General features: G+C 49.2%; 17 protein-coding genes. 8 read left to right on the forward strand and 9 right to left on the reverse strand.

Annotated elements, in window-relative coordinates; all coding sequences use genetic code 11:
- Positions 1–337 precede the first annotated feature (337 nt).
- The gene (locus ACGHM3_RS13115) at positions 338–1,783 is read left to right on the forward strand and encodes a DUF5666 domain-containing protein (RefSeq protein ID WP_345415806.1); all 1,446 of its coding nucleotides are present in this window, start codon (positions 338–340) and stop codon (positions 1,781–1,783) included.
- 153 nt (positions 1,784–1,936) lie between these two features.
- Here ACGHM3_RS13115 and aspS read toward each other — a convergent pair whose 3' ends face one another.
- Together aspS and ACGHM3_RS13125 are read right to left on the reverse strand one after the other, a co-directional pair.
- The gene (aspS, locus tag ACGHM3_RS13120; RefSeq protein WP_345415803.1) at positions 1,937–3,721 is read right to left on the reverse strand and encodes an aspartate--tRNA ligase; all 1,785 of its coding nucleotides are present in this window, start codon (positions 3,719–3,721) and stop codon (positions 1,937–1,939) included.
- 82 nt (positions 3,722–3,803) lie between these two features.
- Complete coding sequence (locus ACGHM3_RS13125) at positions 3,804–4,094, reverse strand: FmdB family zinc ribbon protein (protein ID WP_345415800.1); 291 nt, start codon at positions 4,092–4,094, stop codon at positions 3,804–3,806.
- A gap of 589 nt (positions 4,095–4,683) precedes the next feature.
- On the opposite strand from ACGHM3_RS13125, the gene ACGHM3_RS13130 reads away from it, so the two are divergent.
- The 3 genes from ACGHM3_RS13130 to ACGHM3_RS13140 all read left to right on the forward strand — a co-directional run bounded on the left by ACGHM3_RS13130 (position 4,684) and on the right by ACGHM3_RS13140 (position 6,200).
- Positions 4,684–5,055 (forward strand): HU family DNA-binding protein, encoded by a 372-nt coding sequence (locus tag ACGHM3_RS13130; RefSeq protein WP_345415797.1) that lies wholly within the window; start codon positions 4,684–4,686, stop codon positions 5,053–5,055.
- Between the two features lie 338 nt (positions 5,056–5,393).
- The gene (locus ACGHM3_RS13135) at positions 5,394–5,642 is read left to right on the forward strand and encodes a DUF4404 family protein (protein ID WP_345415794.1); all 249 of its coding nucleotides are present in this window, start codon (positions 5,394–5,396) and stop codon (positions 5,640–5,642) included.
- Between the two features lie 87 nt (positions 5,643–5,729).
- Complete coding sequence (locus ACGHM3_RS13140) at positions 5,730–6,200, forward strand: ion channel (RefSeq protein ID WP_345415791.1); 471 nt, start codon at positions 5,730–5,732, stop codon at positions 6,198–6,200.
- A gap of 26 nt (positions 6,201–6,226) precedes the next feature.
- Here the strand turns inward: ACGHM3_RS13140 and ACGHM3_RS13145 are convergent, their stop codons facing one another.
- The 7 genes from ACGHM3_RS13145 to ACGHM3_RS13175 all read right to left on the reverse strand — a co-directional run bounded on the left by ACGHM3_RS13145 (position 6,227) and on the right by ACGHM3_RS13175 (position 13,971).
- Entirely contained in the window at positions 6,227–7,729 is a 1,503-nt protein-coding gene (locus ACGHM3_RS13145) for a methyl-accepting chemotaxis protein (RefSeq protein ID WP_345415788.1), read from the reverse strand.
- A gap of 37 nt (positions 7,730–7,766) precedes the next feature.
- Positions 7,767–8,078 carry a DUF6436 domain-containing protein gene (locus tag ACGHM3_RS13150; RefSeq protein ID WP_345415785.1) on the reverse strand — a complete coding sequence of 104 codons (312 nt, stop codon included), beginning with the start codon at positions 8,076–8,078 and terminating at the stop codon, positions 7,767–7,769.
- 506 nt (positions 8,079–8,584) lie between these two features.
- The gene (gene eda / locus ACGHM3_RS13155) at positions 8,585–9,205 is read right to left on the reverse strand and encodes a bifunctional 4-hydroxy-2-oxoglutarate aldolase/2-dehydro-3-deoxy-phosphogluconate aldolase (RefSeq protein ID WP_345415782.1); all 621 of its coding nucleotides are present in this window, start codon (positions 9,203–9,205) and stop codon (positions 8,585–8,587) included.
- Positions 9,206–9,350: 145 nt separating this feature from the next.
- The gene (edd, locus tag ACGHM3_RS13160; RefSeq protein WP_345415779.1) at positions 9,351–11,165 is read right to left on the reverse strand and encodes a phosphogluconate dehydratase; all 1,815 of its coding nucleotides are present in this window, start codon (positions 11,163–11,165) and stop codon (positions 9,351–9,353) included.
- A 37-nt stretch (positions 11,166–11,202) separates the two neighbouring features.
- Positions 11,203–11,895 (reverse strand): 6-phosphogluconolactonase, encoded by a 693-nt coding sequence (pgl, locus tag ACGHM3_RS13165; protein WP_345415776.1) that lies wholly within the window; start codon positions 11,893–11,895, stop codon positions 11,203–11,205.
- Positions 11,892–13,349 (reverse strand): glucose-6-phosphate dehydrogenase, encoded by a 1,458-nt coding sequence (zwf, locus tag ACGHM3_RS13170; RefSeq protein WP_345415773.1) that lies wholly within the window; start codon positions 13,347–13,349, stop codon positions 11,892–11,894. Before zwf ends, pgl begins: the two co-directional genes overlap by 4 nt.
- Before the next feature lie 13 nt (positions 13,350–13,362).
- Positions 13,363–13,971 (reverse strand): methyltransferase domain-containing protein, encoded by a 609-nt coding sequence (locus ACGHM3_RS13175; RefSeq protein ID WP_345415770.1) that lies wholly within the window; start codon positions 13,969–13,971, stop codon positions 13,363–13,365.
- A gap of 171 nt (positions 13,972–14,142) precedes the next feature.
- Here ACGHM3_RS13175 and recQ point away from each other — a divergent pair, with 171 nt between their 5' ends.
- The 4 genes from recQ to ACGHM3_RS13195 all read left to right on the forward strand — a co-directional run bounded on the left by recQ (position 14,143) and on the right by ACGHM3_RS13195 (position 22,405).
- Complete coding sequence (recQ, locus tag ACGHM3_RS13180) at positions 14,143–15,948, forward strand: DNA helicase RecQ (RefSeq protein ID WP_345415767.1); 1,806 nt, start codon at positions 14,143–14,145, stop codon at positions 15,946–15,948.
- 213 nt (positions 15,949–16,161) lie between these two features.
- Positions 16,162–17,886, forward strand: a complete 1,725-nt coding sequence (locus ACGHM3_RS13185; protein WP_345415763.1) for a BamA/TamA family outer membrane protein — start codon at positions 16,162–16,164, stop codon at positions 17,884–17,886.
- Complete coding sequence (locus tag ACGHM3_RS13190; protein ID WP_345415760.1) at positions 17,886–21,434, forward strand: translocation/assembly module TamB domain-containing protein; 3,549 nt, start codon at positions 17,886–17,888, stop codon at positions 21,432–21,434. The genes ACGHM3_RS13185 and ACGHM3_RS13190 overlap by 1 nt, the downstream gene beginning before the upstream one ends.
- Before the next feature lie 2 nt (positions 21,435–21,436).
- Positions 21,437–22,405, forward strand: a complete 969-nt coding sequence (locus ACGHM3_RS13195; protein WP_345415757.1) for a zinc transporter ZntB — start codon at positions 21,437–21,439, stop codon at positions 22,403–22,405.
- The last annotated feature ends 98 nt before the right edge of the window (positions 22,406–22,503 follow it).

Consider the following 22,503-nt stretch of genomic DNA (forward strand, 5'->3'; position numbering starts at 1 on the left):
AAAAGACCCCTAAGGTGCGATATCCAGAAATACAGACAGCGTTACGAATTATTATTTAGCAACGTCTTTTACCAGTAGAGCCTGTTGCAAATCTGTGCCAACTCTGCTTCAAATGTATTAATGATAGTTCTCTTTTTGTGGTAAACCATCCAGAAAAATCGACTAAATATTGCTATCGTAAGACTGTTTTCGTAGGTGCAATTTTACTAAAGTTTCAATGTCTTATATCAGATTGATTCGTATCAAAATGTAATTTTGTCTGTTACACGCCGCTGTAATGTCGACCACGTCACAATAAGGCAGCAAATTAAAGATCCGTACGCTAGGTGAAGATTTAATGAATACCCGAACAACCATGAATAAACCCTTAAACTTCAAACTAGCTGCCTTGTGCGGAGCCATTGTTTTAGGCGGCTGTAATTTTCAGATTGGCAACGGCAGCGGCGATTCTAACGATGGTGATGACAGCAGTAGCGGGTCTGACGGAGGGGCCAGCATTGGCGTACTGACCGATGCCGGCGGCCTAGAGGTGAATTTCAACAGCGAGTTTTCTCTAGCGGCGTCTGGGACCGTATACCTGGATGGTGCCGAGGTAGACGCCTCTGAGCTGCAAGACGGCATGGTCGCCTCCTTTAAACTCGAAGAAACCGTTCCCGATGACTTAAGCAGTGGCACGGCGACTGAAATTCGAGCCAACCATATCGTTATTGGACCCGTAACAAGCCTCGCTCCGCTATCGGTATTGGGCCAGGAAATAACCGTGCTCGAAGAAACCGAATTGGACGGCATCAGTAATGACGATGTCGGCAACCTCAGCCTAGGTGAAGTGATCAGGGTCAGCGGTTACAGCAACCGGCAAGGCGGTAACATCGCAACTCGTATAGACGCACCCACCGGTGGCACGCTGGAATGGAAGATAACCGGCACGGTAAGCAGCTTGCAGGCCAGCTCCAGTTTTAGCCTAGAGGATCAGCCAATTAGCATGGGCGGAGTCGTGCCTGATTGCGAGTCGGAATTTGCCGATGGCGATTATGTAGCCGTCACCGCATCTCCAATTACCTCGTTTACCGCAGGTCAAACCATAGATACTACCCTTAGCATAAGCTGTGAAAGCATTGCCCTCCCCACATTGGTTAACGACGATGACGACATCGACGAACTACCCGCTGAAATGGAAGGCATCGTTAGCGAAGTTAACAATCGTTCTGAATTTTTACTGTACGACCAGGAGGTCGAGATCAGTAGCTCCGTGCAATTCACCGGCGGCGAAGAGAGCGATCTTATTTTAGGCGCAAAAATCGAAGTAGAAGGTACCGTCGACCCGGATAGCAATATACTCACGGCCAACAGCATTATTTTCCACCAACGACCAATAGAGATAGAGGCTCCATTAGCAAGTACGGACATCACGGCTAATGAGTCGGTGACCTTTTTTGGCCTATCCGTTACCACCAATAAACTGGTGATGGAAGACGATTTAATCGTCAGTAGCGGTGTGGCAGACGCACAGGTACGACTTAACGGCTTTGTGGATGAAGAGCAAGTCCCCTATGCCATCGCGCTATCCATCCGCGGTAATTCCGACGACGAAGATGTCACTCTCAAAGGCCCTGTATCCGACGTTGAATCGGATGGTTTCGACGTTATGGGCATTTCGGTAGAGGGGGATTCCGCAGCTACGTTGGTGACCTCTTTGAACGAGGAAGATGTGGTTCGCGTGGAAAACGCGGAAGTCGATGGTTCAGACGGCATCAGAGATGGTGATGTGTCGGTGGTAAATTAGCATCCCCCTGCGGTGCTTAGTCCAATCAGTACCGCTTTGCCAGCCTCAGCCCAGTCGCGATATCCTGATACAAAATCCGCCTAAAGCACCGGCTCTACGCCAAAAATCCCCCAGCAAGTGCTGGGGTTTTTAATGAAACTTAATTTAGCAAATTTACTCTGCTTTTGGTTTCTCGGCGCTTTCCTTTTTACGCAAAGCAATATTTAAGTCCCTGAGCTGCAGAGAATTGACCTCACCTGGAGCGTCGGTCATTACACAGGCCGCTGTTTGTGTTTTAGGGAAGGCGATCACGTCACGGATAGACGGCGCACCGGTCATTAGCATCACCAAGCGGTCCAATCCGAAGGCCAAGCCGCCGTGGGGCGGCGCACCGTACTTCAGTGCATCCAACAAGAACCCGAACTTTTCTCTCTGTTCGGCTTCAGCAATACCCAGCACTTCAAACACGGTCTCTTGCATGGCTTGGTCGTGGATACGAATAGAGCCACCACCCAACTCAGTACCGTTTAATACCATATCGTAGGCTACCGAAAGCGCTGCCAGCGGATCCTCTTTGAGCTGCTCAGGGCTGCAGCTGGGTGAAGTAAATGGGTGGTGCAAAGCGGTCATGCTGCCGTCATCGTTGGTCTCAAACATGGGGAAATCCACTACCCATAATGGAGCCCAATCGCAAGTGGTCAGGTCCAGATCCAAACCCACTTTAATGCGAAGTGCACCCAGTGCCTCTGAGACTACCTTGGTCTTGTCTGCGCCGAAGAACACAATATCGCCATTTTTGGCAGCGACACGCTCCATAATAGACATGGTCACGTCATCACCCAGAAACTTAATAATCGGCGATTGCAAACCTTCGATGCCTTTTTCCAACTCGTTGACTTTAATCCAGGCGAGACCTTTGGCACCGTAAATACCAACAAATTTGGTGTATTCATCAATTTGTTTACGGGAAATTTCAGCACCGCCATCAACCTTCAATGCAGTTACGCGAGAAGCAGAATCATTGGCAGGCCCTGCAAACACCTTAAACTCGATGTCTTTCATCAAGTCCTTGATGTCTACCAGCTGCAATGGGATACGAAGATCTGGCTTGTCAGAACCGTAGATCGCCATGGCTTCGGCGTATGGCATGCGTGGGAACTCTCCCAAATCTACGCCTTTCACATCGATGAATAACTGGCGGATCATTTTCTCTGTGATCGCCATTATTTGCTCTTGGTCGATAAACGAGGCTTCGATATCTATTTGGGTGAATTCAGGCTGGCGATCGGCTCGTAAATCTTCATCCCGGAAACATTTAGCAATCTGGTAGTAGCGGTCAAAACCTGAAACCATTAGCAATTGCTTAAATAACTGCGGCGATTGTGGCAGAGCAAAAAAGCGACCCTCATGGGTACGCGATGGCACCAAGTAGTCCCTGGCACCCTCAGGTGTGGCGCGGGTGAGGATTGGCGTCTCTAGATCGAGAAAGCCCTGCTCTTCCAGGTTCTGGCGAATAACACTGGTAATCTTTGCGCGCAGGCGCAGGTTGTTTTGCATCTCTTGGCGACGCAAATCCAAAAAGCGATACTTTAAACGAACATCTTCACCCACATGGGTATACTCGCTGAGCGGGAACGGCGGGGTTTCTGAACTGTTTAAAATTTCAATGCCAAGGCCGTAGACCTCAATCTCGCCCGTAGCCATGTTGGGATTGATGGTGCCCTCAGAGCGCGCTCTAACCCGCCCGGTAACCTTTAATACATATTCGCTGCGTACTTGGTCGGCGATTTCAAATCCGGTGCTGTCTGGATCGAAGACAACTTGAACTACACCATCTCTGTCGCGCAGGTCGATAAAGATAACACCACCGTGGTCGCGGCGACGATCCACCCAGCCGCACAGTGTTATCTCTTGATCTAACAATTCTTTGGTAACAATACCGCAGTAATGGCTGCGCATAACAAATTCCTATGTAAACTCTGTACTACGGGACAAGGCGCGCTATGCCTCGTCCAAATGGGTTTTGTCGCCGAAACCGGCGTTACTTATCTGTAGCAGCAGGTTTGCTAGAGCTACTATTACCGGAGCTACTGCTATCCGCCACACTGCTTTTCGCGCCCGCATCTCCAGCAAGATTCTTCTGCTTACCACCTTTCTTGAAGTCAGTCTCATACCAGCCGCTACCAGCTAATCTGAAACCAGCGGCAGATATTTTCTTCTTCAATGATGATTCGTGACACTGGGGACACTCCACCAGCGGATCATCGGCAATCTTTTGTAGGGCCTCTAGTTCATGCTGGCAGGAGCCGCAAACATATTCATAGATTGGCAAAATACTTCCTCCAAACCCCGTTATAAACACTTAATCATCTAATCCTCTCGTTGGGCGCCATATTGTACAATTTTCAACCCAAGGGTTCACACATTGCACCGGCATTGCCCAATGGCGGCGTATTATAGCCTATACCGCTGGAATCAAAGCAACCGAAAGGAGTCCTTATTTGAGCGAGATTCCAAGGAAAGCCAAGCTCAGTTTAACCAAAAGGGCTTCCGCGCATTTATGACGACCCAGCCATACCTCGATTTAAGCGCCTGCTCCCACGAGGCTCGTGGATAAAAGCTTGAATCTTTAACCATTGGATAGTTCCGCTCCCCTAGCTAGCCTAGTAGATAAACGCGGCTCAATGTCACGATTGGAAACAAAAAATAGGCTGATTTATGGGGTGAAAACGCAAATAGTCTCGTTTGAGGCCTATTTTTACGCGAAATTTATTGCGGACTCGTTTTTTATACTATATATAATGTGCGCAAGCCACTTAGTGGCGACTTGCTACTCGACTTACACCTGCAAAAATTAACTCTGTAAAGCGTATGGCGACTCACTGAGCGCTGAAAACAAACATCATAAAGGATCTGAGACCATGGCCGTCCGAAAGTCACCTGCTACAAAAGCCGCTGCAACACCACCAAAAATTAAAGCTATCACTGAGCGCTTTACTAAAACTCAAATGCTAAACCAGATCTCTGAAAATACAGAGGTTCCTAAAAAACAAGTGCAGGCGGTATTAGACGAGCTGTCCAACGTCATCGCTGGCCACTTGAAAAAGCGCGGCGGCTGCGGCGATTTTGTACTGCCTGGTTTAATGAAAATCACCACCGTTAAAAAGCCGGCTCGCAAGGCGCGCAAAGGCATTAACCCTTTCACGGGTGAAGAGACCACCTTCAAAGCCAAGCCCGCTAGCGTACAGGTTAAAATTCGCCCACTGAAGAAACTCAAGGAAATGGCCGAGTAATCATTGCCTAATGGCAATCGGTTTTGTGGAGCCCTCTCTTGGCTCCACTTCCCTAGCCCTACTTCCCGTCCCTGACGACGATACCTTCAATCGGGTCAATCTACGGTATTACAATCGTCAACCAAGCCTCCGCTGCTTCCTCCCGCTAAACGCTGAACCACGGCTGTTACTTTACTGTCAGAGGTTTGAATACTGTGCCGCTTTAATCTTCTCGCCGCAAAGTGCGGCTCATTTTGCATTCAACCGCGTAGATGGTAAGCGAGTTGCTATGACCGCTGCGCAAGGAGTACGCTTAGAACTAGAGGCAGCCAAATGCAAAGCCCCAAATGGAGCCCAACATGAACCCAAACACTGAAACGCTTAAAGCGGAAATTATCAAGCTGAAGCAACAAATGCACGCCGCGCTTGACTCCTCAAAGCAGTCAACGCTGGATTCATTTATTAATCATTTAAGTAACGATGAACCGCCGGAGAGCAAAACGCTCACTGCGCTGAAAGCAGAGCTAGCAGAATTAGAAGTCAGCCACCCAAAATCGACCTCGGTAATCCGGGCAGTAATTGAGCAATTGGCGAAAATGGGGATTTAGCGCATCACTAAGAGCTGCTAACAAACTGTGATTGCGCCTTGGTAGGGTACAAAGAAGAGCACCGCCGTATGTGTTATTTATAGTTCAATGCTACTTGTATTCCTGATCAATGCCTTGGTAGCAGCCCTGGCGGTTATCATCCATTACCAAGCACTGCGCCTGTTAACGGTTCAGCTGCCCAAGCTATCCATTCACCCTCAACTGATTGTGGCCTTTGGTGTGCTAGGCAGCATGGTGGCCCACCTATTAGAAATATGGTTGTTTGCCGTTGTCTACTTCTTACTGTTAAAAGCAGGCGGTTTTGGCCACTTGGACGGTAACTTTGATGGCAGCCTGGTTGCCTGCGCCTACTTCTCTATTTCGGCCTACACGTCGTTGGGGCTTGGTGATATCGAGCCCTTTGGCTTGGTGCGATTTGTTACAGGTATGGAGGCATTAACCGGCCTACTGCTAATTACTTGGTCTGCTTCATTTATGTTTTTGGAAATGCAGCGCTATTGGAATAAATCCCATTCCGCCGGGCGCCCAAACCATAAAGAAAAAGACAGAGACAGCTAAACCCACACCAGACCCAAAGCCGCAGCCTATCGATGGTTGAACTTGCGGTTTAGGCCATCAAGCTGCTGCGCAAATTGGTGTAGCGTAGCTCCAGCACTGGACGCGTTATGCGTCTGCTCCAGTACTTTCTCACCGGATACCGCAATCACGGCGATATTTGAACTCACCTCGGAGGCAACGCTGGCCTGCTCATGGGTGGCATTAGCGATGGATTGGTTCAAAGCATTAATTTGAGTAATTGCTTCACTTACACGCTCCATCAACGCCAAGCTCTCCTGGGTATTTTGCACGCAGGCCTCAACCAAGCCTTTGCTGCTTTCAATCACGATAACGGCAGCTTCACTCTGGGACTGTAAACTATCGATCATACGGTCGATGTCTTCCGTGGACTCTTGTGAGCGCTGAGCCAATGTGCGGACTTCGTCAGCCACAACGGCGAATCCCCTACCCTGCTCACCGGCCCGGGCGGCCTCAATAGCAGCGTTAAGTGCCAGCAAATTAGTTTGATCCGCAACGCTACGGATAACGTTGACCACCGACCCAATCTGACTACTTTGATCGTTTAGAGCGGTAACAGTGGTAACGGCCTCTCTGATTTTATCAGCCATCTCTCGAATACTGGCATCAGTCCGCATGGACGCGTTTCGGCAATTGGCGGCGTCCTCATTGGCATTCAAGGCGGAGTTAGCCGCGACTTTTGCATTCTCCGACATTTCCGAGCTGGATGCCGACATTTCTTCAATGGCCGAAGCAATTTTTTCGGTCTCCGCTTTTTGAATGCTTACGGAACCCTTAACGGAATCGGTTAAAGTGCTGAATTGCTCACTGGTCTGATTTAATTCACCAGTCAATGAGCTTACTTGGCCAACCAGGGATTGAATGGATTCTGTGTACGAGTCAAATCGGCGCAAAAGCTCCGTAGCACCGTTGGTACGAGCCCCTAAATAAATGGCATCATCAGCTAATATCTCAGTGGTAACTCTCGTCATTTCATGCGCTTGGACCGCTTCTTTTTTCATTACAGCAGAAATCACCACCAAAACGGCGCACTCAACGATCAAATAGCCAGCGTGCAACAATATAATCCACCAGCCCTGGTTACCGGATTCTAGCACCCATATAGGTAGCCCCTGGGTTTGTGCAAAATAAAAGCTGATATGGTGCACCGCCACCACTGCGGTGGCGGCTACGATAACCACCGGATCGCGATAGACAAGCAAAACCGCTAGCAGCGCAAAAATTCCGAAATGGAATTCGATCATCCCGTGGGATTGATGGATATTAAGCGCAGTGATTGCCATCACGCCTACGGCGAAGGCTAACCGGCTCATGATTGACCCGGGAGCCATCATTCGGATGGCTGAAGTAGCCGCTAGAGTCCCCACTCCTATTACAATCGCCTCTAGCCAAGTTCCATACCAGGGCGCTAAGGCCAGGGAATAAACCGTTAGGCCGACAATTATGATATGCATTAAAGCATCTGCTTTGTTGACCGACTCGCGGACATTACCTTCCTTTCCTGTTTGCACGTGTAGTTCTCCACAAACGAATTCGCAAAATGTTAGGCTATACAGATTCTAATTTCGGCGTGCCTGTCGGGTTCGCGCACAGGCAACCGACACTCTCTTGGTTAATCCAGTGAGGATTGACTCCGGCGCGAAGCATTTCGTCTGTGCGGGTCACAAAGTCTTCACCTTCGCCGCAAACCGTGCCGCCACTGTAGGGGCCGAAGTAGGCAAGCTTTCCGTCTTGATCGAACACCATTACTGCCGGCGTTGCTGGCACAAACTGAGCTAAATTGGCAAAGCGACCTGTATCTACCCCTAGGTCGATTAGCTCATGGTGGTAATGATCAAGCCGTTGCTGCAGTTCTGCCACATGGGGCTCACTGTATCTGTTACAAATACAATCACTCCCCGACCAATGAACTATGGTGCCAGGCGCCACCTTGGCAATCGTGCTTAGTTTAGAGCCGTCAAAAGTCGCCCATTGATCAAAAGACGCTAAATTAGCGAAAAAAAACCGGTAAAAAGCAACCACAAGTAATATCAGCCACGCAACAAACACAGTAGCCGCCGCCGTTTGCTTTAAGTTAAATTTCCTAGCTACCACCATTTACAAAAGTAGACCCCGCGATGGCACGCCTCGAACTGAAGTAATTTGTACTGCTATCGGCCAAGTGCCGAAAAACTTAATCGCGCAGGCAAAAATCTTTCAAACATTGACTTGATAGAGTTTAGCTCGCGTTTTGCAGGCTGGAAGATTAGATGTTTGTAGGGCGTTACAACAACACCTGAAGACGAGAGAACGACGTTATTTTTAGATTTAAGGGTAAGGCGCAGCGCGCAAGGCAACCGCGTCTATATTACCCCAAGCTCATGTGATTAGATTGCCATGGCAGCGGCACTGATACGACTGATTTCCGACCAATCTCCGCTCTCCACCAGTGACTTGGATACCATCCAAGAGCCACCGACACAAACAACGTTAGGCCGAGCTAACAACCCAGCGGCGTTCTCGGTGGTAACACCGCCGGTAGGACAAAATTTAATTTCGGGGAAAGGCCCAGCAAAAGAGCTCAGAAGTGCCGGGGCGTTAATCGCCATCGCGGGGAATAATTTAAAGGTTGAGATACCGTAGTCCATACCCTGCATCAACTCTGAAGCGGTGGCGATGCCTGGCAGCAATGGCAGCAGCGAGCCCTCAGAACGCGCTAAAAGCTTATTGGATATACCCGGCGAAACCGCAAAGTCCGCCTGAATTGCCTCAGCTTGCGCAAATAGATTTGCGTTGGTAATGGTGCCTACGCCAACCTTAACCGGTAAACCCAGATCTTGAACTGCTTTAATCGCATCCCACGCACAATCAGTTCTAAGGGTGATTTCCACCGAGCCGATGCCTCCAGCAACCATAGCTTTTGTCATCTCGATAGTGGATTGCACCGTGTACGGAGTTACTACCGGTACTATTTTAAGTTCAGCCAAAGATTTTTGAAACTCGTTCATTAAATTATCCTTTTAAACAAAAGCGAATGGTCTATTGCGTGAATCCCTGTGACAAAAAAGCCCGGTGTTTTACAACACCAGGCTTTATTGTAGCGCAATCATTAAGGCGGGCTAATGTTTTGCGCTTGTACGTAATTGAATAGGCTTACTCGAAAACGCTGGCACCATTTTCCGCCGCGGACACACATTGGCGTAATGCAGTAAACAAGTTACGCCCCAAGGTCTGCTCATAGAACGGCTGTTCGGCAATAGCGCGGGCCTCAAGCTCTTCGGCAGTCAAATCAACGTTTATTGTGCCTTTGCCTGCGTCCAAAACGACTCTATCACCGGTTTGGAGGCGATTTATCAGCCCTCCTTTTACAGCTTCTGGGGACAGGTGTATCGCAGCAGGCACTTTGCCGGAGGCACCGGACATACGGCCATCGGTCACCAAGGCCACCTTAAAGCCTTTGTCTTGCTGTACTCCCAGTAATGGCGTCATCTTGTGCAGCTCTGGCATTCCGTTGGCAGCTGGACCCTGGAATCTCACCACTGCCACAAAGTCTTGCTCTAGCTTGCCGGTATCGAAGGCTTGCTTCAGTTCGTCTTGGGATTCAAAAACGATACAAGGAGCATCCACCAACCAGTGTTCTTCCGCCACGGCAGAAATCTTAATCACAGCTTGCCCTAGGTTACCCTTGAGAACCTTAACACCACCGTTACCGGCGAACGGCTTGTCTACGGAGGTCAACACCGTTAGGTCAGCGCTCTCGGTAACAGTGTCAGACCACTGAATTGCGCCGCTCTGGTCTAGGCTGGGGCTTTTACAGTAATCGCTCAAGCCTTCGCCCATAATGGTTTTCACGTTTTCGTGCATAAAGCCATTGCTGCGCAATTGGTGCACCAAAAAGGCCATCCCACCGGCGGCGTGAAAGTGGTTAATGTCGGCCTGGCCATTGGGGTAAACGCGAGCAAGCAATGGCACCACACTGGACAACTGATCGATGTCTTTCCAGGTAAGCTTAATGCCAGCTGCCGCTGCTATAGCGACCAAATGCAGGGTGTGATTGGTGGAGCCGCCCGTCGCCAACAAACCAACAATAGAGTTGACCAGAGACTCTACGGTAACGATTTCATACAACGGGGTGTAGGTCCCGCTGGGCTCACATAACCCTAGCAGGCGTTTGATGGCAAACTCGGTCAATTTAGGACGCAGCTCATCACCCGGGTTAACAAAAGAAGAACCAGGCACGTGCAGACCCAACAACTCCATCACCAACTGGTTGGTGTTGGCTGTTCCGTAAAAAGTACAAGTCCCCGCACTGTGGTACGAAGCAGATTCCACTGCCAACAATTGCTTGTCGTCAATTTCACCTTTAACGTGACGCTGTCTTTGAGCGGCCTTTTCTTTGTTGGTCATACCTGAGGGCATGGGCCCTGCCGGGATAAACACTGACGGTACATGGCCAAATGACAAAGCACCAATCAACAGCCCCGGAACGATTTTATCGCATACACCCAAAAATACATTGCCATCGAACATATTGTGAGTGAGGCCAACGGCGGTGGCCATAGCAACGATTTCGCGGCTAAACAGGCTTAATTCCATGCCTGCTTGGCCTTGGGTTACCCCATCACACATGGCAGGCACACCACCGGCAACCTGTGCCGTTGCGCCCTGAGCGTTAGCCACTTGTTTAATAAAATCCGGGTAATCTTTGTACGGCTGATGCGCTGACAACATATCGTTGTAGGCTGTAACAATACCTAAATTAGCTGCGTTTTCACTGGTGATTGTGGCTTTATCCGCATCACTACAGGCTGCAAAAGCATGGGCAATGTTGCCGCAAGATAACTTACGGCGAGGCGGATCATTTTTTTTAGTGGATTGCATACGAGCAATGTATTCGGCCCGTGTTTTCTCGCTGTTTTTCTTTATGGATGCGGTGACAGCGGCCACCGTGGAATTTAATTCAACCAACGGTCTCTCCTATCGGCTAGTCTTACTGATGTCGCGGTTATTCGCTAAAAAATACGTCTAAGTTAATTTCTTCTTGGTGAATAAAGTAACTTATTGGTAATTCAGCGTTTTGCTCTTTGCTGGCTTGCTCAAAAACCTTTTGCTTTTCTGAGCCAGTTATATGGAGTATTAAATTGCGAGTATTGAGTAACCGCTTGCGTGTTTGCGTTAAACGCAGCGGCGTTACGGTTACCGGATCAGTAAGTAAAATATTGCTAGCAGTTTTTAAATTTAGCGCTTGGTCGCGCTCTTGTGCTTGGGGAAATATAGAGGCAGTGTGGCCATCGCCACCCATTCCTAAAATAACCACGTCATAGGTTCCGGCTAACACTTTGTGGTTGATGAAACGCTGCTGGCAGTTCATTTGAGTCTCTCCCTGAATGTACAACGGCACGAAATTTACTTCGGCCGCTAGATTTCTCATCAAGGTTTCTCTAACCATTTTTGCGTTGCTGCTTGGGTGCGACTCGAGTACGCAGCGCTCATCTACCAGTGTTACGTACACGCTGCCCCAGTCGAGTGGTTGCTCAGACAAGTTAGACAAAAACGACTTCGGCGTAGACCCGCCTGAGACTACCAGGCTCGCGCAGCCGCGCTCATCAAGTGCTTTTTGCAGTTGTGCTACAACGTGTGCTGTTAAGGCTAGGTCCAACTCATTTGAGCTGGCGAATTCTTTAAGCGTATGACTCATGGTTCTATATCGCTCCATTGACGTTTGTCTTGCGCGATCATTACAGCAGCGTCAACCGGCCCACTTGTGCCAGCGGTGTAAGGTTTCACTTTGACATCGTGCTTTTGCCACTGTTCGATAATTTGATCGATCCACTTCCAGGAAGCTTCGACCTCTTCCGCGCTGACAAAAAGAGTTTGGTCACCGGAGAGAACTTCTAACATCAGACGCGCATAGGCATCATAGCTGCCGTTCTTTTTGCGTGCTTCGGTGACAGTTAGGTTCAACTCGGCCTCTTCGAGTGTAAATTCACTCAGACCGGGCTCTTTACGAAGGAAATGCAAGGTAATACCTTCGTTGGGTTGTAGCAAAATGCGCAGTTGGTTTGGCGTAATAGCATCACCTTTACCAAAAATAATATGGCGTGGTGATTTGAATTGCACCAAGATCTCCGATGCGCGAGTGTGCATTCGTTTGCCCGTGCGCAGATAGAAAGGCACCCCGGCCCATCGCCAGTTGTCTATCTCTGCTCTAAGAGCAACAAATGTCTCGGTATTTGATTTTGCCGTCCCGGATTCTGAAGAATTGAGCTCATCAACATAACCGGGTACCACCGCCCCGTCCATGGAACCTTCTTTATACTGGCCTCTTATGGTATAGCGCTTAATGGCTTCATCCGCGAGGGGTTTAAGGCTTTTGAGTACCTTTAATTTTTCGGCCCTAATCATAAAGGGATCGCGACTGGCCGGTGGCTCCATAGCCAGCAGACAAACGACCTGCAGGAGGTGGTTTTGAACCATGTCCCGCAGGGCGCCAATCTCATCGTAAAACTCTTTGCGGCCTTCAACACCAACGCGCTCTGCCACAGTGATCTGCACGTGATCAATGTGAGTGGCGCCCCAGATGGCCTCAAACATGACGTTGGCAAAACGCAAAGCTAGCAAGTTCTGCACCGACTCCTTGCCCAAGTAATGATCAATCCGGTAGATTTGAGACTCTTCAAACGTGGCGCGCATCTCTGCGTTGACGCTCATAAAGCTCTCAAGATCTGAACCCAGTGGTTTCTCTACCACTAAACGGGTGCTTGGGATGGCCAAGCCCGACTCTTTCAATGCCCGGCAAGCGCCGCCAAACACCTTAGGTGGCACGGCTAGGTAAACGATTACATTGGGATTGTCGTCATCGAGCTGTTCTTTGTATTGCAGCAAGGTGCTAGCCTGGGTAGCGTCGCCCTGCAGGCAAGTGATGCGCGCCTGGAAGCGCTGCCAGGCTTGCTCATTAAAGCTTTCCAGTGCCTGCAGCCATGGCAGCATTTTCTCTAGCAGCTGCTCTCTGTCTTCCAGCGCCCGGGATAAGCCGGTAATAGACTCTACGCCAGATAACTGGTCCGCGGCTTCTAGTGCGTAAAGTGCTGGGTAGAGTTTGCGCATGGCAAGGTCGCCATCTCCACCGATCAACAAAATATTTTGGTTCATTACGGTCTCACTATTATTTTGTGCGTATTACGAGAAGATACCCGCTATCAGCTCGTGGTTTTGTTATCTGCCATGGAATAAGCTCTCCGCCGAAGTCTTTTTTGCATTTCTTGGCCAGTTTCATGAATGGCGAGCGGCCTGGGTCAGCAATGATGATGTATCCCACCTTCTTTTTGACTGCTCGTGACACCAAATCGTACAGCGGCTCCACCAATTCGTCCCAAAAGCAGATATCTCCGCCAAGCATGACATCGTGCTTAGTAAGCATGTTGGCTGGAATATCTTGGTACAAAGAGGTGTGTGTTTTGACTTTGACATCGTTCATGGCGGCGTGCACACGCAGATACGGGAATACCCATTCATCCGCATCGACACCGGTTACCTTGGCCTTGAAACTTTTTGCACAATAAATGCCCAGCATTCCCCAGCCACAACCAATGTCTAGAACACTTGAACCAATATCAAAAGGCTCGTATTTAAGATAGTCCATGATTAAAAAGCTGGAAGACCAGACCTTGTAACCGTGTATGCTGGGCTCAGGTAGCGCTTGGCGCAGGTTGGCGAGTGTGGGGCTGTTCTTTTTTAATACATATATACCGTGAACTTTCTTGATTTCACTCACCGAGTGCGACTCCTTGGGGTAGTACGGTTCTATCTGGCCGCGGAATGGGGAGAGTTCACTCCGCAGCAACGTCAATTAAACCACAAAACACGATAAAATCATGCATTTACCGTTGCGATGTTGTATATACCCCGCCAATATGACGCTAACGTTAAATACCTCCATAAGCTAATGATTCACAGTAGTACTGCACAAGAAGCCTTACAAACCACTTTTGGCTACGCCCACTTCCGTGGCAACCAAGAAGCCATCATCAATTCTGTTCTGAGCGGGCAGGATACCTTGGTGATAATGCCCACTGGTGGCGGCAAGTCTATCTGCTACCAACTACCTGCTTTACTGCAGGATGGCCTTACCCTGGTGGTGTCCCCTCTGATTGCCTTAATGGAAGACCAAGTGCTCGCCCTCAAGCAGTTGGGTATAGAAGCGGAATACTTAAACTCAACCCTAGACCCTGAGCAAAAGTACTCACTATTCCAAGCAGTCAATAGCGGCCGCACCAAGATCCTCTACCTGGCTCCTGAGCGGCTGATGCAACCGACAACGTTATCCTGGTTGGCTCAGTTGCCGGTGGATCTAATCGCCATTGATGAAGCCCATTGTGTATGCCAATGGGGCCATGACTTTAGGGTGGACTACTTGCAGTTGGGAAGCTTGGCCGAGCACTTCCCGAATACGCCAAGAATCGCCCTTACGGCCACAGCCACTCCCCAAACCCAGGAGGAGATCGTTGCTAATCTCAACCTGCATGAGCCCAAGCACTTCGTTGCCAGCTTCGATCGGCCCAACATTCATTACAGCGTGCAGCCGCGTAAAAATGGCCGCCAGCAACTTTTGAGCTTTCTATCCGGGCGTCGGGATGAATCTGGCGTGGTGTACTGCTTGTCTCGTAAGCGCGTTGAAGAGACTGCAGACTACTTGCAAAAACAGGGTTTCAACGCTCTACCCTACCATGCAGGTCTAGCCAAACATACGCGCAGTGACCACTTATTGCGATTTCTGCGTGAAGACGGTGTGATCATGGTAGCAACCATTGCGTTCGGCATGGGAATCGATAAACCTGATGTGCGTTTCGTTTGCCATTTAGACCTACCCAAAAGCACCGAAGCCTATTACCAGGAGACCGGTCGCGCGGGTCGAGATGGGGAGCCGGCCGAAGCATGGATGGTGTACGGCTTGAACGATGTGGTGCAATTACAGCAAATGGTCGATGACTCCGGGCTAAACGAGGAACGCAAAATGCACGAGCGCAGCAAGCTAAATGCGTTACTTGGCTGGTGCGAAGTCACCGATTGCCGAAGACGATCCTTGCTGGCTTATTTCGGTGAAGAAATGAATGAAGCCTGTGGCAATTGCGATACCTGTGCCACCACGCCGCCCAAATGGGACGCCACCACTGCAGCACAAAAACTGTTGAGTTGTATCTTAAGAACCGGCCAACGTTTCGGCTCCACTTATATTATTGACGTGCTGCTGGGCAAATCGAATCAACGCATCATCGACAATGGCCACGAACAACTCTCTACCCACGGTATAGGAAAGGATCTATCTGTTACTCAGTGGCGTTCGGTGTTACGTCAGCTCATTGTTAGAAACTTTGTTTTTGTGGATACCGCAAACTACGGAGCCTTGCGCGTAGCTCAAAACGCTAAGCCGCTGTTAAAATCTGAACAGCAACTGTTTTTGCGCAAAGATCTAGAGGAAAAACGCGCCCCACGTCGCGAAAAATTCACTCAATCTAATGTTAGCCCGTCTGACGCGGCGCTGTGGGAAAAGCTTAGGCAATGTCGGACCGAGTTGGCCAAAGAACACGAACTACCCGCTTACCAAGTGTTCCACGATGCAGCCCTTATGGAAATGATGGAACTAAAACCCACATCGGAACACGAAATGTTGCAAATTAGTGGTGTGGGCCAAGCGAAATTTGACCGTTATGGCGAGCGTTTTTTAGCGGTAATTAAGCAGCATTGTGAATAAAAAATCAGGACTTATAGCTCGTTTATTAATTTGTAAAAATTACAATTAGATTAGTAATTTATCGCATTGCGTCATGTTGTATAAATCGGCATGATCTAACCTTAACGGCCCCCCCTTCGAGCCCTATTGGATCATTACCTGTTTGGACAACATTAGATCGCTGTGAAAAAACCTAGCCCATGGTTGAACTGTTATTGCTGTTTTTTGCTTTGGATGTTCAGCTCCACCAGTTATGCACTATCCCTAGATGATATTCCCTTTATAGGCGGCCAGCCGGCATCAGCCATAGTGCTGTCATCCGCCAATAAAACACTGCAAAAAACGCTAGAAGCAGAGCTAAAAATCCAGCGCGAGCAAAATCGTCAGCTAAAACTCTATAAAACCCCATCAAAAATAGCGTTTTTCGAACGTCAACTGCTAACTAAACGGTTACGTGCGGAAGGTTACTACAACTCTGCGCTGAGCTCAGATATTGACGATGATGGCGCCATTACCCATCGGGTGAACGCGGGGCCGCTATACACAATCAGCAACCTAACATTGAATTTACCGCAGGAGGTGACCATTCCCGAGACAATGTTGCCTGCCGAAGGGTCGGCCCTCATTGCGCAAAACGTATTGGATTTACGCAGTCAGCTTGAATCCTATATTGGTCAACAATACTGCTTTTATAAAGTGGGGGTAGATTATCAGGCGGAGGTTTATCACGCCGATCACACGGCCTCACTCGAGTTTTCAATGCGCGATTCTGCCAGCACGACCTTCGGCGACGTAACCATTACGGGCAATAAAACCGTTGACCCAGATTACCTTCTAGACCGGCTAGACCTAAAACCCGGCGCATGCTTCCGCCGCACGGCGCTGGATTCCGCGCGTCTAACGCTGCTTAAAACGAACCTGTTAGCGTCTGTCTCCATCCAAGAAGGTGTAAATTCAGCCAATGGGGTGCCCATTGAACTGCAAGTCAAAGAGAGAAATCACCGCTCTGTTTCCTTTGGCGTGGGTTACCGCGCCGATGAAGGCGCCGGGGTGCTGACGGGTTGGGAACACCGTAACCTCTGGGGGCGTGCGGAATTAGCCACGGTTGATTTATACCTGGCGCAAAGACGGCAGGCTTTGGATGCCAAACTCACCATTCCAGACTTTTACCGTGATGATCAAACTCTCACGCTGTTCTCGGAATTAGAGAAACAAGATACCGATGCCTATCAATCCAAGGTGGCCAGCATTGGCGCGCTAGTGTCGCGCAAGTTTGGTCGCTACCTGCGTGCCGATGTGGGCGCACAAATGGATTTCTCCCGAATCGAAGAAGGCGAACAGTTAGAGGATTATGCCCTACTCTCGTTACCGCTACAGCTTGAATACGACCGCCGCAGCGCACCTTTGGATCCTCGCTTTGGCTATGTAATTGGCCTGGGTGCACAGCCTTTCTGGGATGTCTATGAGACTTCCACCACCTTTTTGAAAAACAGTATTGCCGCCAGTTTTTACCACACATTTAACAACACCATGTTTACACCCACCATGGCCGTGCGCGGCGCCCTGGGTTCTATCACAGGCGCAGACCGCCAAGCTATTCCGGCAAATGAGCGCTTTTACGTTGGTGGTGGCGGCTCCGTTAGAGGCTACCCATTCCAGACGCTGGGGCCAATGACCGACAACGAGCCAGATGGAGGGCTTTCCTATAACGAGGTATCGGTAGAGGCGCGGTTGCATTTCGGGCAAAGCTGGGGCGCGGTAGTCTTTTTAGATGGCGGCTATGCCTACGAAGAAGAAGTACCAACCATCGGTGAGGATCTTCTTTGGGGCGCTGGCATCGGCATGCGTTACTACACCAGCTTTGCTCCTATTCGATTCGACATAGGGGTTCCGCTGGATAAAAGAGACGATATTGACGATGCGTTTCAAATATACATCAGTATTGGCCAGGCCTTTTAATGGATTTAACAAAGATCAAATCGGTATTCACCAAGAAACGCTTTATCACTGCGATCAGTTGGATTAGCGCGCAACTGCTTATTGTCGTATTTTTGGCCGTTTTTCTGCTTGGTGCACTGGTAACCACCACAGGCGGCCGCAACTGGCTTGCCTCCACTGGCCTAGATTGGCTACAAGAAAGCGACATCCTCGCCAAGCAAGGGTTAGCACTCAATATCGACGGTTTCAATTACCCAGAAACCAACCACCTAACCTTTAGCGATTTGGAACTGAAGAAAGACGGAGCGCTATGGGTGCGAATCCGAGATTTCGATTTCGCAATGGAGCTAAAGCCCCTGTGGCGGAAAAAATTCAATGTCACCAACTTGAGTATGGCCGAGCTATACTATCGCCAGTTGCCAGCGCAGCCTGATGAAACCGAAGATGATGACGCAGAACCCTCTGAAGGGGGTAGCTTTGCTTTGCCCACGGCTCGACTGGATCGCCTTGCGATCGACCGGCTTATGCTCGATGGCGTGATACCCGAATCAGCTCACAATCCCAATTTTTCTGACACGACGGTAACCTATAAAGTTGAAGGCAATGGGTACATTAACGGCAATGACGATATTGAATTGCATTTATCGGCCAACCCCATTGAGCAAAATATTCCAAGCCTTAACGTCGATATCACCGGCTCCAGCGCCTACACAAACCACCTAGTACTGGCGGTTCAGGAACCCGCCAAGGGTTGGATTGGCTACTGGCTAAAAAATCCTGAAACCGATGATCTTAAAGTCGACCTTGTAACGGACGTTGCTTTCGTAGACAACACCCTAACGACACAAATAGAATCCCTTAAGCTACCCATTGCGGGGCAAGCCATCGAGCTGCTTGGCGGGTTAAGCTACCAATTACCGGACGCCGAAGATTCTGCCCAAAACCCTAATTGGGAATTGCACACCGAAGACTTACTCTTGAAACTGGCCGGCTCCACACACCAAATAAAAGCCGATATCATCAATCCTCAGCTGGATGCCTCTGTAAACATCAATGTTCTGCCGCTGGAAATTTTTTCTGCCTGGGTACCAGATTTAGACAACGGCACGCTGACCGCCGATGTGAAGGTAACTGAAACGATAAATGCCCCCGCCTTTGATGCCGAGGTTAAATCAGACCTTCGCTACGCTGACAACGATCTAATGCTTAGAGCCAACGCAACGGGCACCCAGGAGCGTATAAACGTTCAACAATTGATCCTGGATTATATTGACCTGAACATTAATGCCGACGGCACCATTGATTTAGCCAATGGCAACAACGATTTTGAGTTCAAGCTCACGGGCTTATCCAATGAAACCATTGCTCCCTTTCAAGTTGAGCTGCCCGAGGGTTTGAGCTTTAAAGTCTCTGAAGTCAGCGGTCAGCTCAACGGCACCATAGACAACCCCCAGGCTGACCTTATTTTAAGAGCCCGCGGTCAGTACAAGGACTTACCTTTTACAACCAACGCTGCGGCGGACGTGAAAGGCGATATTGTCAACATTGCGGATCTTTCTTTACGTTTACCAGATGGCCATATTGAAGCCAGCGGTAACGTCGATTACAAAAATATAACCGGAGACATTAACGCTGAAATTAAAAGTATTCCGCTTAATATTGCCGAAGCCGTAGGGGTAATGCTACCCGAAAAATTAGACGGCATCCTAAATGCGATAGTGACCGCTGACGGCAATTTAACCCAACCCAACGCAAACATAGACGCGACTCTTAGCGGCCACCTAGATCAGACCCAATACGATTTCCAATTATTGGCGAGCAGCCAGGCCGACCGATACCAGCTACAGCAATTAGATGCGGATATTGATGGCAACAGAACACTTTCAGCCAAGGGCAGTTATCAAAACGACCAATTTGACGCACAACTGTCGATAACAGAATTCGCCACGGCGATATTAGCCCCCTTGGGTGTTGAGCTACCAGTAGGAACAATAAACACTGACCTCTCCGCTAACGGAACAGCCAAGCAACCTGTAATCGATGGTAGCTTTGAGTACCTGTTAGAGCAATCCGGCTACACAGCCAAAGGCGATAAACAGCCAATTCCGTTATTAGTCAAAGCCTTGATGAAAACCACCGATGGCGAATTGGCTTTAAATACAACACTGGAAAGGGACGGTTTACCACCAGGGAAATTAGACCTAGTCATTCCCTTGTATGAATACATCAACATCTACACCGATAACCCGCCTACGTCGACGGAACAAACTCCTTTGATGGGCAACGCGAATGTCGACCTTGACCTAACTGCCATCGCGTTTTTGCTAGACCCAGAGGTCAATGAAATTGGTGGCGTAGTAAAAGCCAAGCTAGACACCAGTGGTACGCTGGGTGTTCCGGCGGTTGATGGTGACGTGAATCTGACTAATTTCAGTTATTTTAATTCGCTTATGGGCACCCAGGTAGAAGACTTTAATTGTTCACTCGCCGCGCAAAAGCAGTCGTTCACGATTACCGAATGCCAGGGCACCGACGGAGATAAAGGCAAGTATAAAATCGGCGGCTCATTAACACTGCCCGTGCCAGGCAGCTACGGCGCCATGGACATAAATATTGCGGCAAAAAATGCAGAAGTCATAAAGCGCGTGGATATCGACAGCCAAGCCACAGGCAAGATCGCCATCACCGGTGATTTCAATAAATTGCTGGCTTCTGGCAACTTGGAAATAACACCGCTAAACGCCATGATTGATGTAAACATGGGTGCAGCAGCGCCAGAGATTGAAGTAACTGAAATCGCGGCCAATGAAACCGAGGAAGAAGAAAGCGAGCCCCTATTCCCCACACCAACTATTGAATTAGATCTTTCCATCACCGCTACACAACAAGCGTATTTACGTGGCCGAGGATTAGAAACCGAGCTATCCGGCGAAATAAAACTCAGTGGTACTGCAGACGATCCACAGTACATAGGTGAATTTAATACTCTAAGAGGTGAGCTGGAGCTGTTTGGCAAAGATTTTCAACTGGAACAAGGCCAAGTCAGCTTTGTCAATAACTCCATCGCCGTTGCCATCGAAGCTGTGTATGAAAAAAGCGGCAATCAAATTATCGCTGATGTCAGCGGCCAGAACGACAAGTACGACATCAAATTCTCGTCGATACCAACCATGCCTCAAGACGAGATATTGTCCTATATTATTTTCGGTGAATCAGCAGCCGACATAGAGCCAATAAAAGCAGTACAATTGGCCATGGCAGTGAAAAAGTTGCAAGGCGGCAGCAGCTCTTTCGATGCTTTGGGCACCGCTCGTAACTTACTGGGCGTGGATAACATTACCGTGGAAAATCAGGCGGACGACGAAAACGGCGACGGCGGTTTGAATATTGGTGTTGGCAAATACCTGAATGATCGCACCTATTTAGAACTGGAGCGTACGCCCAACCCGTCACAGCCTTGGAAGGGTTCCATCCAGATTGAACTTACCCCACGAATTCATTTGCAAAGCACCACCGGTGGTACCTCAGGTATCGACAGTGCTGAAGTGATTTGGGAAAAAGACTACTAGTTATGGAGCAGGATCCGGCGCTTGTTTTTTACAAAACGCTTGATGGACGCGGCGGTTGCCGCGCGTACGAAGAGCTACCAGATCAGGCCGAGAGTTATCAGACGTGGGTACACATAGATGCAAACGCCGTTAACGCCAAAGCCCTTTTTCACCAGTCTCTTCCCTCGGTAGACCAGCACACCGTTGCCGCAATGTTCGATGTGGACGCCCGCCCAAGGGTGTTGAGCACGGACTTTGGTTTATTATTAATTTTACGTGGTATTAACCACAACGAAGGCGACAAACCCGAGGACATGGTTGGTGTTCGGATTTTTGTAGTCGAAAACAAAATCGTCAGCCTGCACTACCGGCGCTCCAAGGCTTTGATGCAAGTGGCACAATCACTAGACGATGGCAAAGGGCCAGCTACTATTGCCGGCATACTAAGCCAAATAAGTTCGCTTCTTATCGACTATATCGAAGCTAGCATCGAGCAACTGGATGATCAACTGGATCAACTTGAAACGGAAGTTCTTGAATCTCCCGGCCCTACCCTAAGGCACGATATTGCCGAGGTCAGAAAAACATCGATACGAATAAGGCGCTACCTAGCACCGCAGCGTGAGGCTTTGAACCATCTCAGAAACATAGAATTACATGGCATTACGGATAATGTGCGTAGGGCTCTACAAGAGGTGCATGATTCACAGACGAGAGCACTAGAAACCTTAGATGCCATCAGAGAACGCTCCCAGGTGGTCACCGACGAGCTTATCAATGCCTTATCTGAAAAGCTTAATCGAAACCTTTATGTGCTTTCTGTTATCACGGCGATTTTCTTACCGCTGGGGTTTCTAACGGGTTTGTTCGGCATAAACGTGGGCGGCTTGCCCGGTGTTGATAACGACAATGCCTTCGTTTACTTCTCCCTTTTTTTGGGCGCCGTTACTGCGCTACAGTTACTGATATTCAAACTGTTTAAATGGTTTTGAACCCAAGCGCGCTTTTCTCTTCAAGCCCTTCTTTCCCCCGAGAACAGCATCCCTTCCGTTTCGAGATTAGTAAAAATTGCTAACACTTTATGCTAGAC

It is taken from the genome of Halioxenophilus aromaticivorans (genome assembly GCF_042850945.1).
In the GTDB taxonomy this organism is placed as follows: Bacteria; Pseudomonadota; Gammaproteobacteria; order Pseudomonadales; family Cellvibrionaceae; genus Halioxenophilus; species Halioxenophilus aromaticivorans.

Excerpts from the sequence above, each read along its gene's own strand:
- ACGHM3_RS13115 (WP_345415806.1), top strand. The coding sequence starts at position 338 with ATGAATACCCGAACAACCATGAATAAACCCTTAAACTTCAAACTAGCT.
- aspS (WP_345415803.1), bottom strand. The coding sequence starts at position 3,721 with ATGCGCAGCCATTACTGCGGTATTGTTACCAAAGAATTGTTAGATCAA.
- ACGHM3_RS13130 (WP_345415797.1), top strand. The coding sequence starts at position 4,684 with ATGGCCGTCCGAAAGTCACCTGCTACAAAAGCCGCTGCAACACCACCA.
- ACGHM3_RS13135 (WP_345415794.1), top strand. The coding sequence starts at position 5,394 with ATGAACCCAAACACTGAAACGCTTAAAGCGGAAATTATCAAGCTGAAG.
- ACGHM3_RS13140 (WP_345415791.1), top strand. The coding sequence starts at position 5,730 with ATGCTACTTGTATTCCTGATCAATGCCTTGGTAGCAGCCCTGGCGGTT.
- eda (WP_345415782.1), bottom strand. The coding sequence starts at position 9,205 with ATGAACGAGTTTCAAAAATCTTTGGCTGAACTTAAAATAGTACCGGTA.
- pgl (WP_345415776.1), bottom strand. The coding sequence starts at position 11,895 with ATGAGTCATACGCTTAAAGAATTCGCCAGCTCAAATGAGTTGGACCTA.
- zwf (WP_345415773.1), bottom strand. The coding sequence starts at position 13,349 with ATGAACCAAAATATTTTGTTGATCGGTGGAGATGGCGACCTTGCCATG.
- recQ (WP_345415767.1), top strand. The coding sequence starts at position 14,143 with ATGATTCACAGTAGTACTGCACAAGAAGCCTTACAAACCACTTTTGGC.
- ACGHM3_RS13185 (WP_345415763.1), top strand. The coding sequence starts at position 16,162 with ATGTTCAGCTCCACCAGTTATGCACTATCCCTAGATGATATTCCCTTT.
- ACGHM3_RS13190 (WP_345415760.1), top strand. The coding sequence starts at position 17,886 with ATGGATTTAACAAAGATCAAATCGGTATTCACCAAGAAACGCTTTATC.
- ACGHM3_RS13195 (WP_345415757.1), top strand. The coding sequence starts at position 21,437 with ATGGAGCAGGATCCGGCGCTTGTTTTTTACAAAACGCTTGATGGACGC.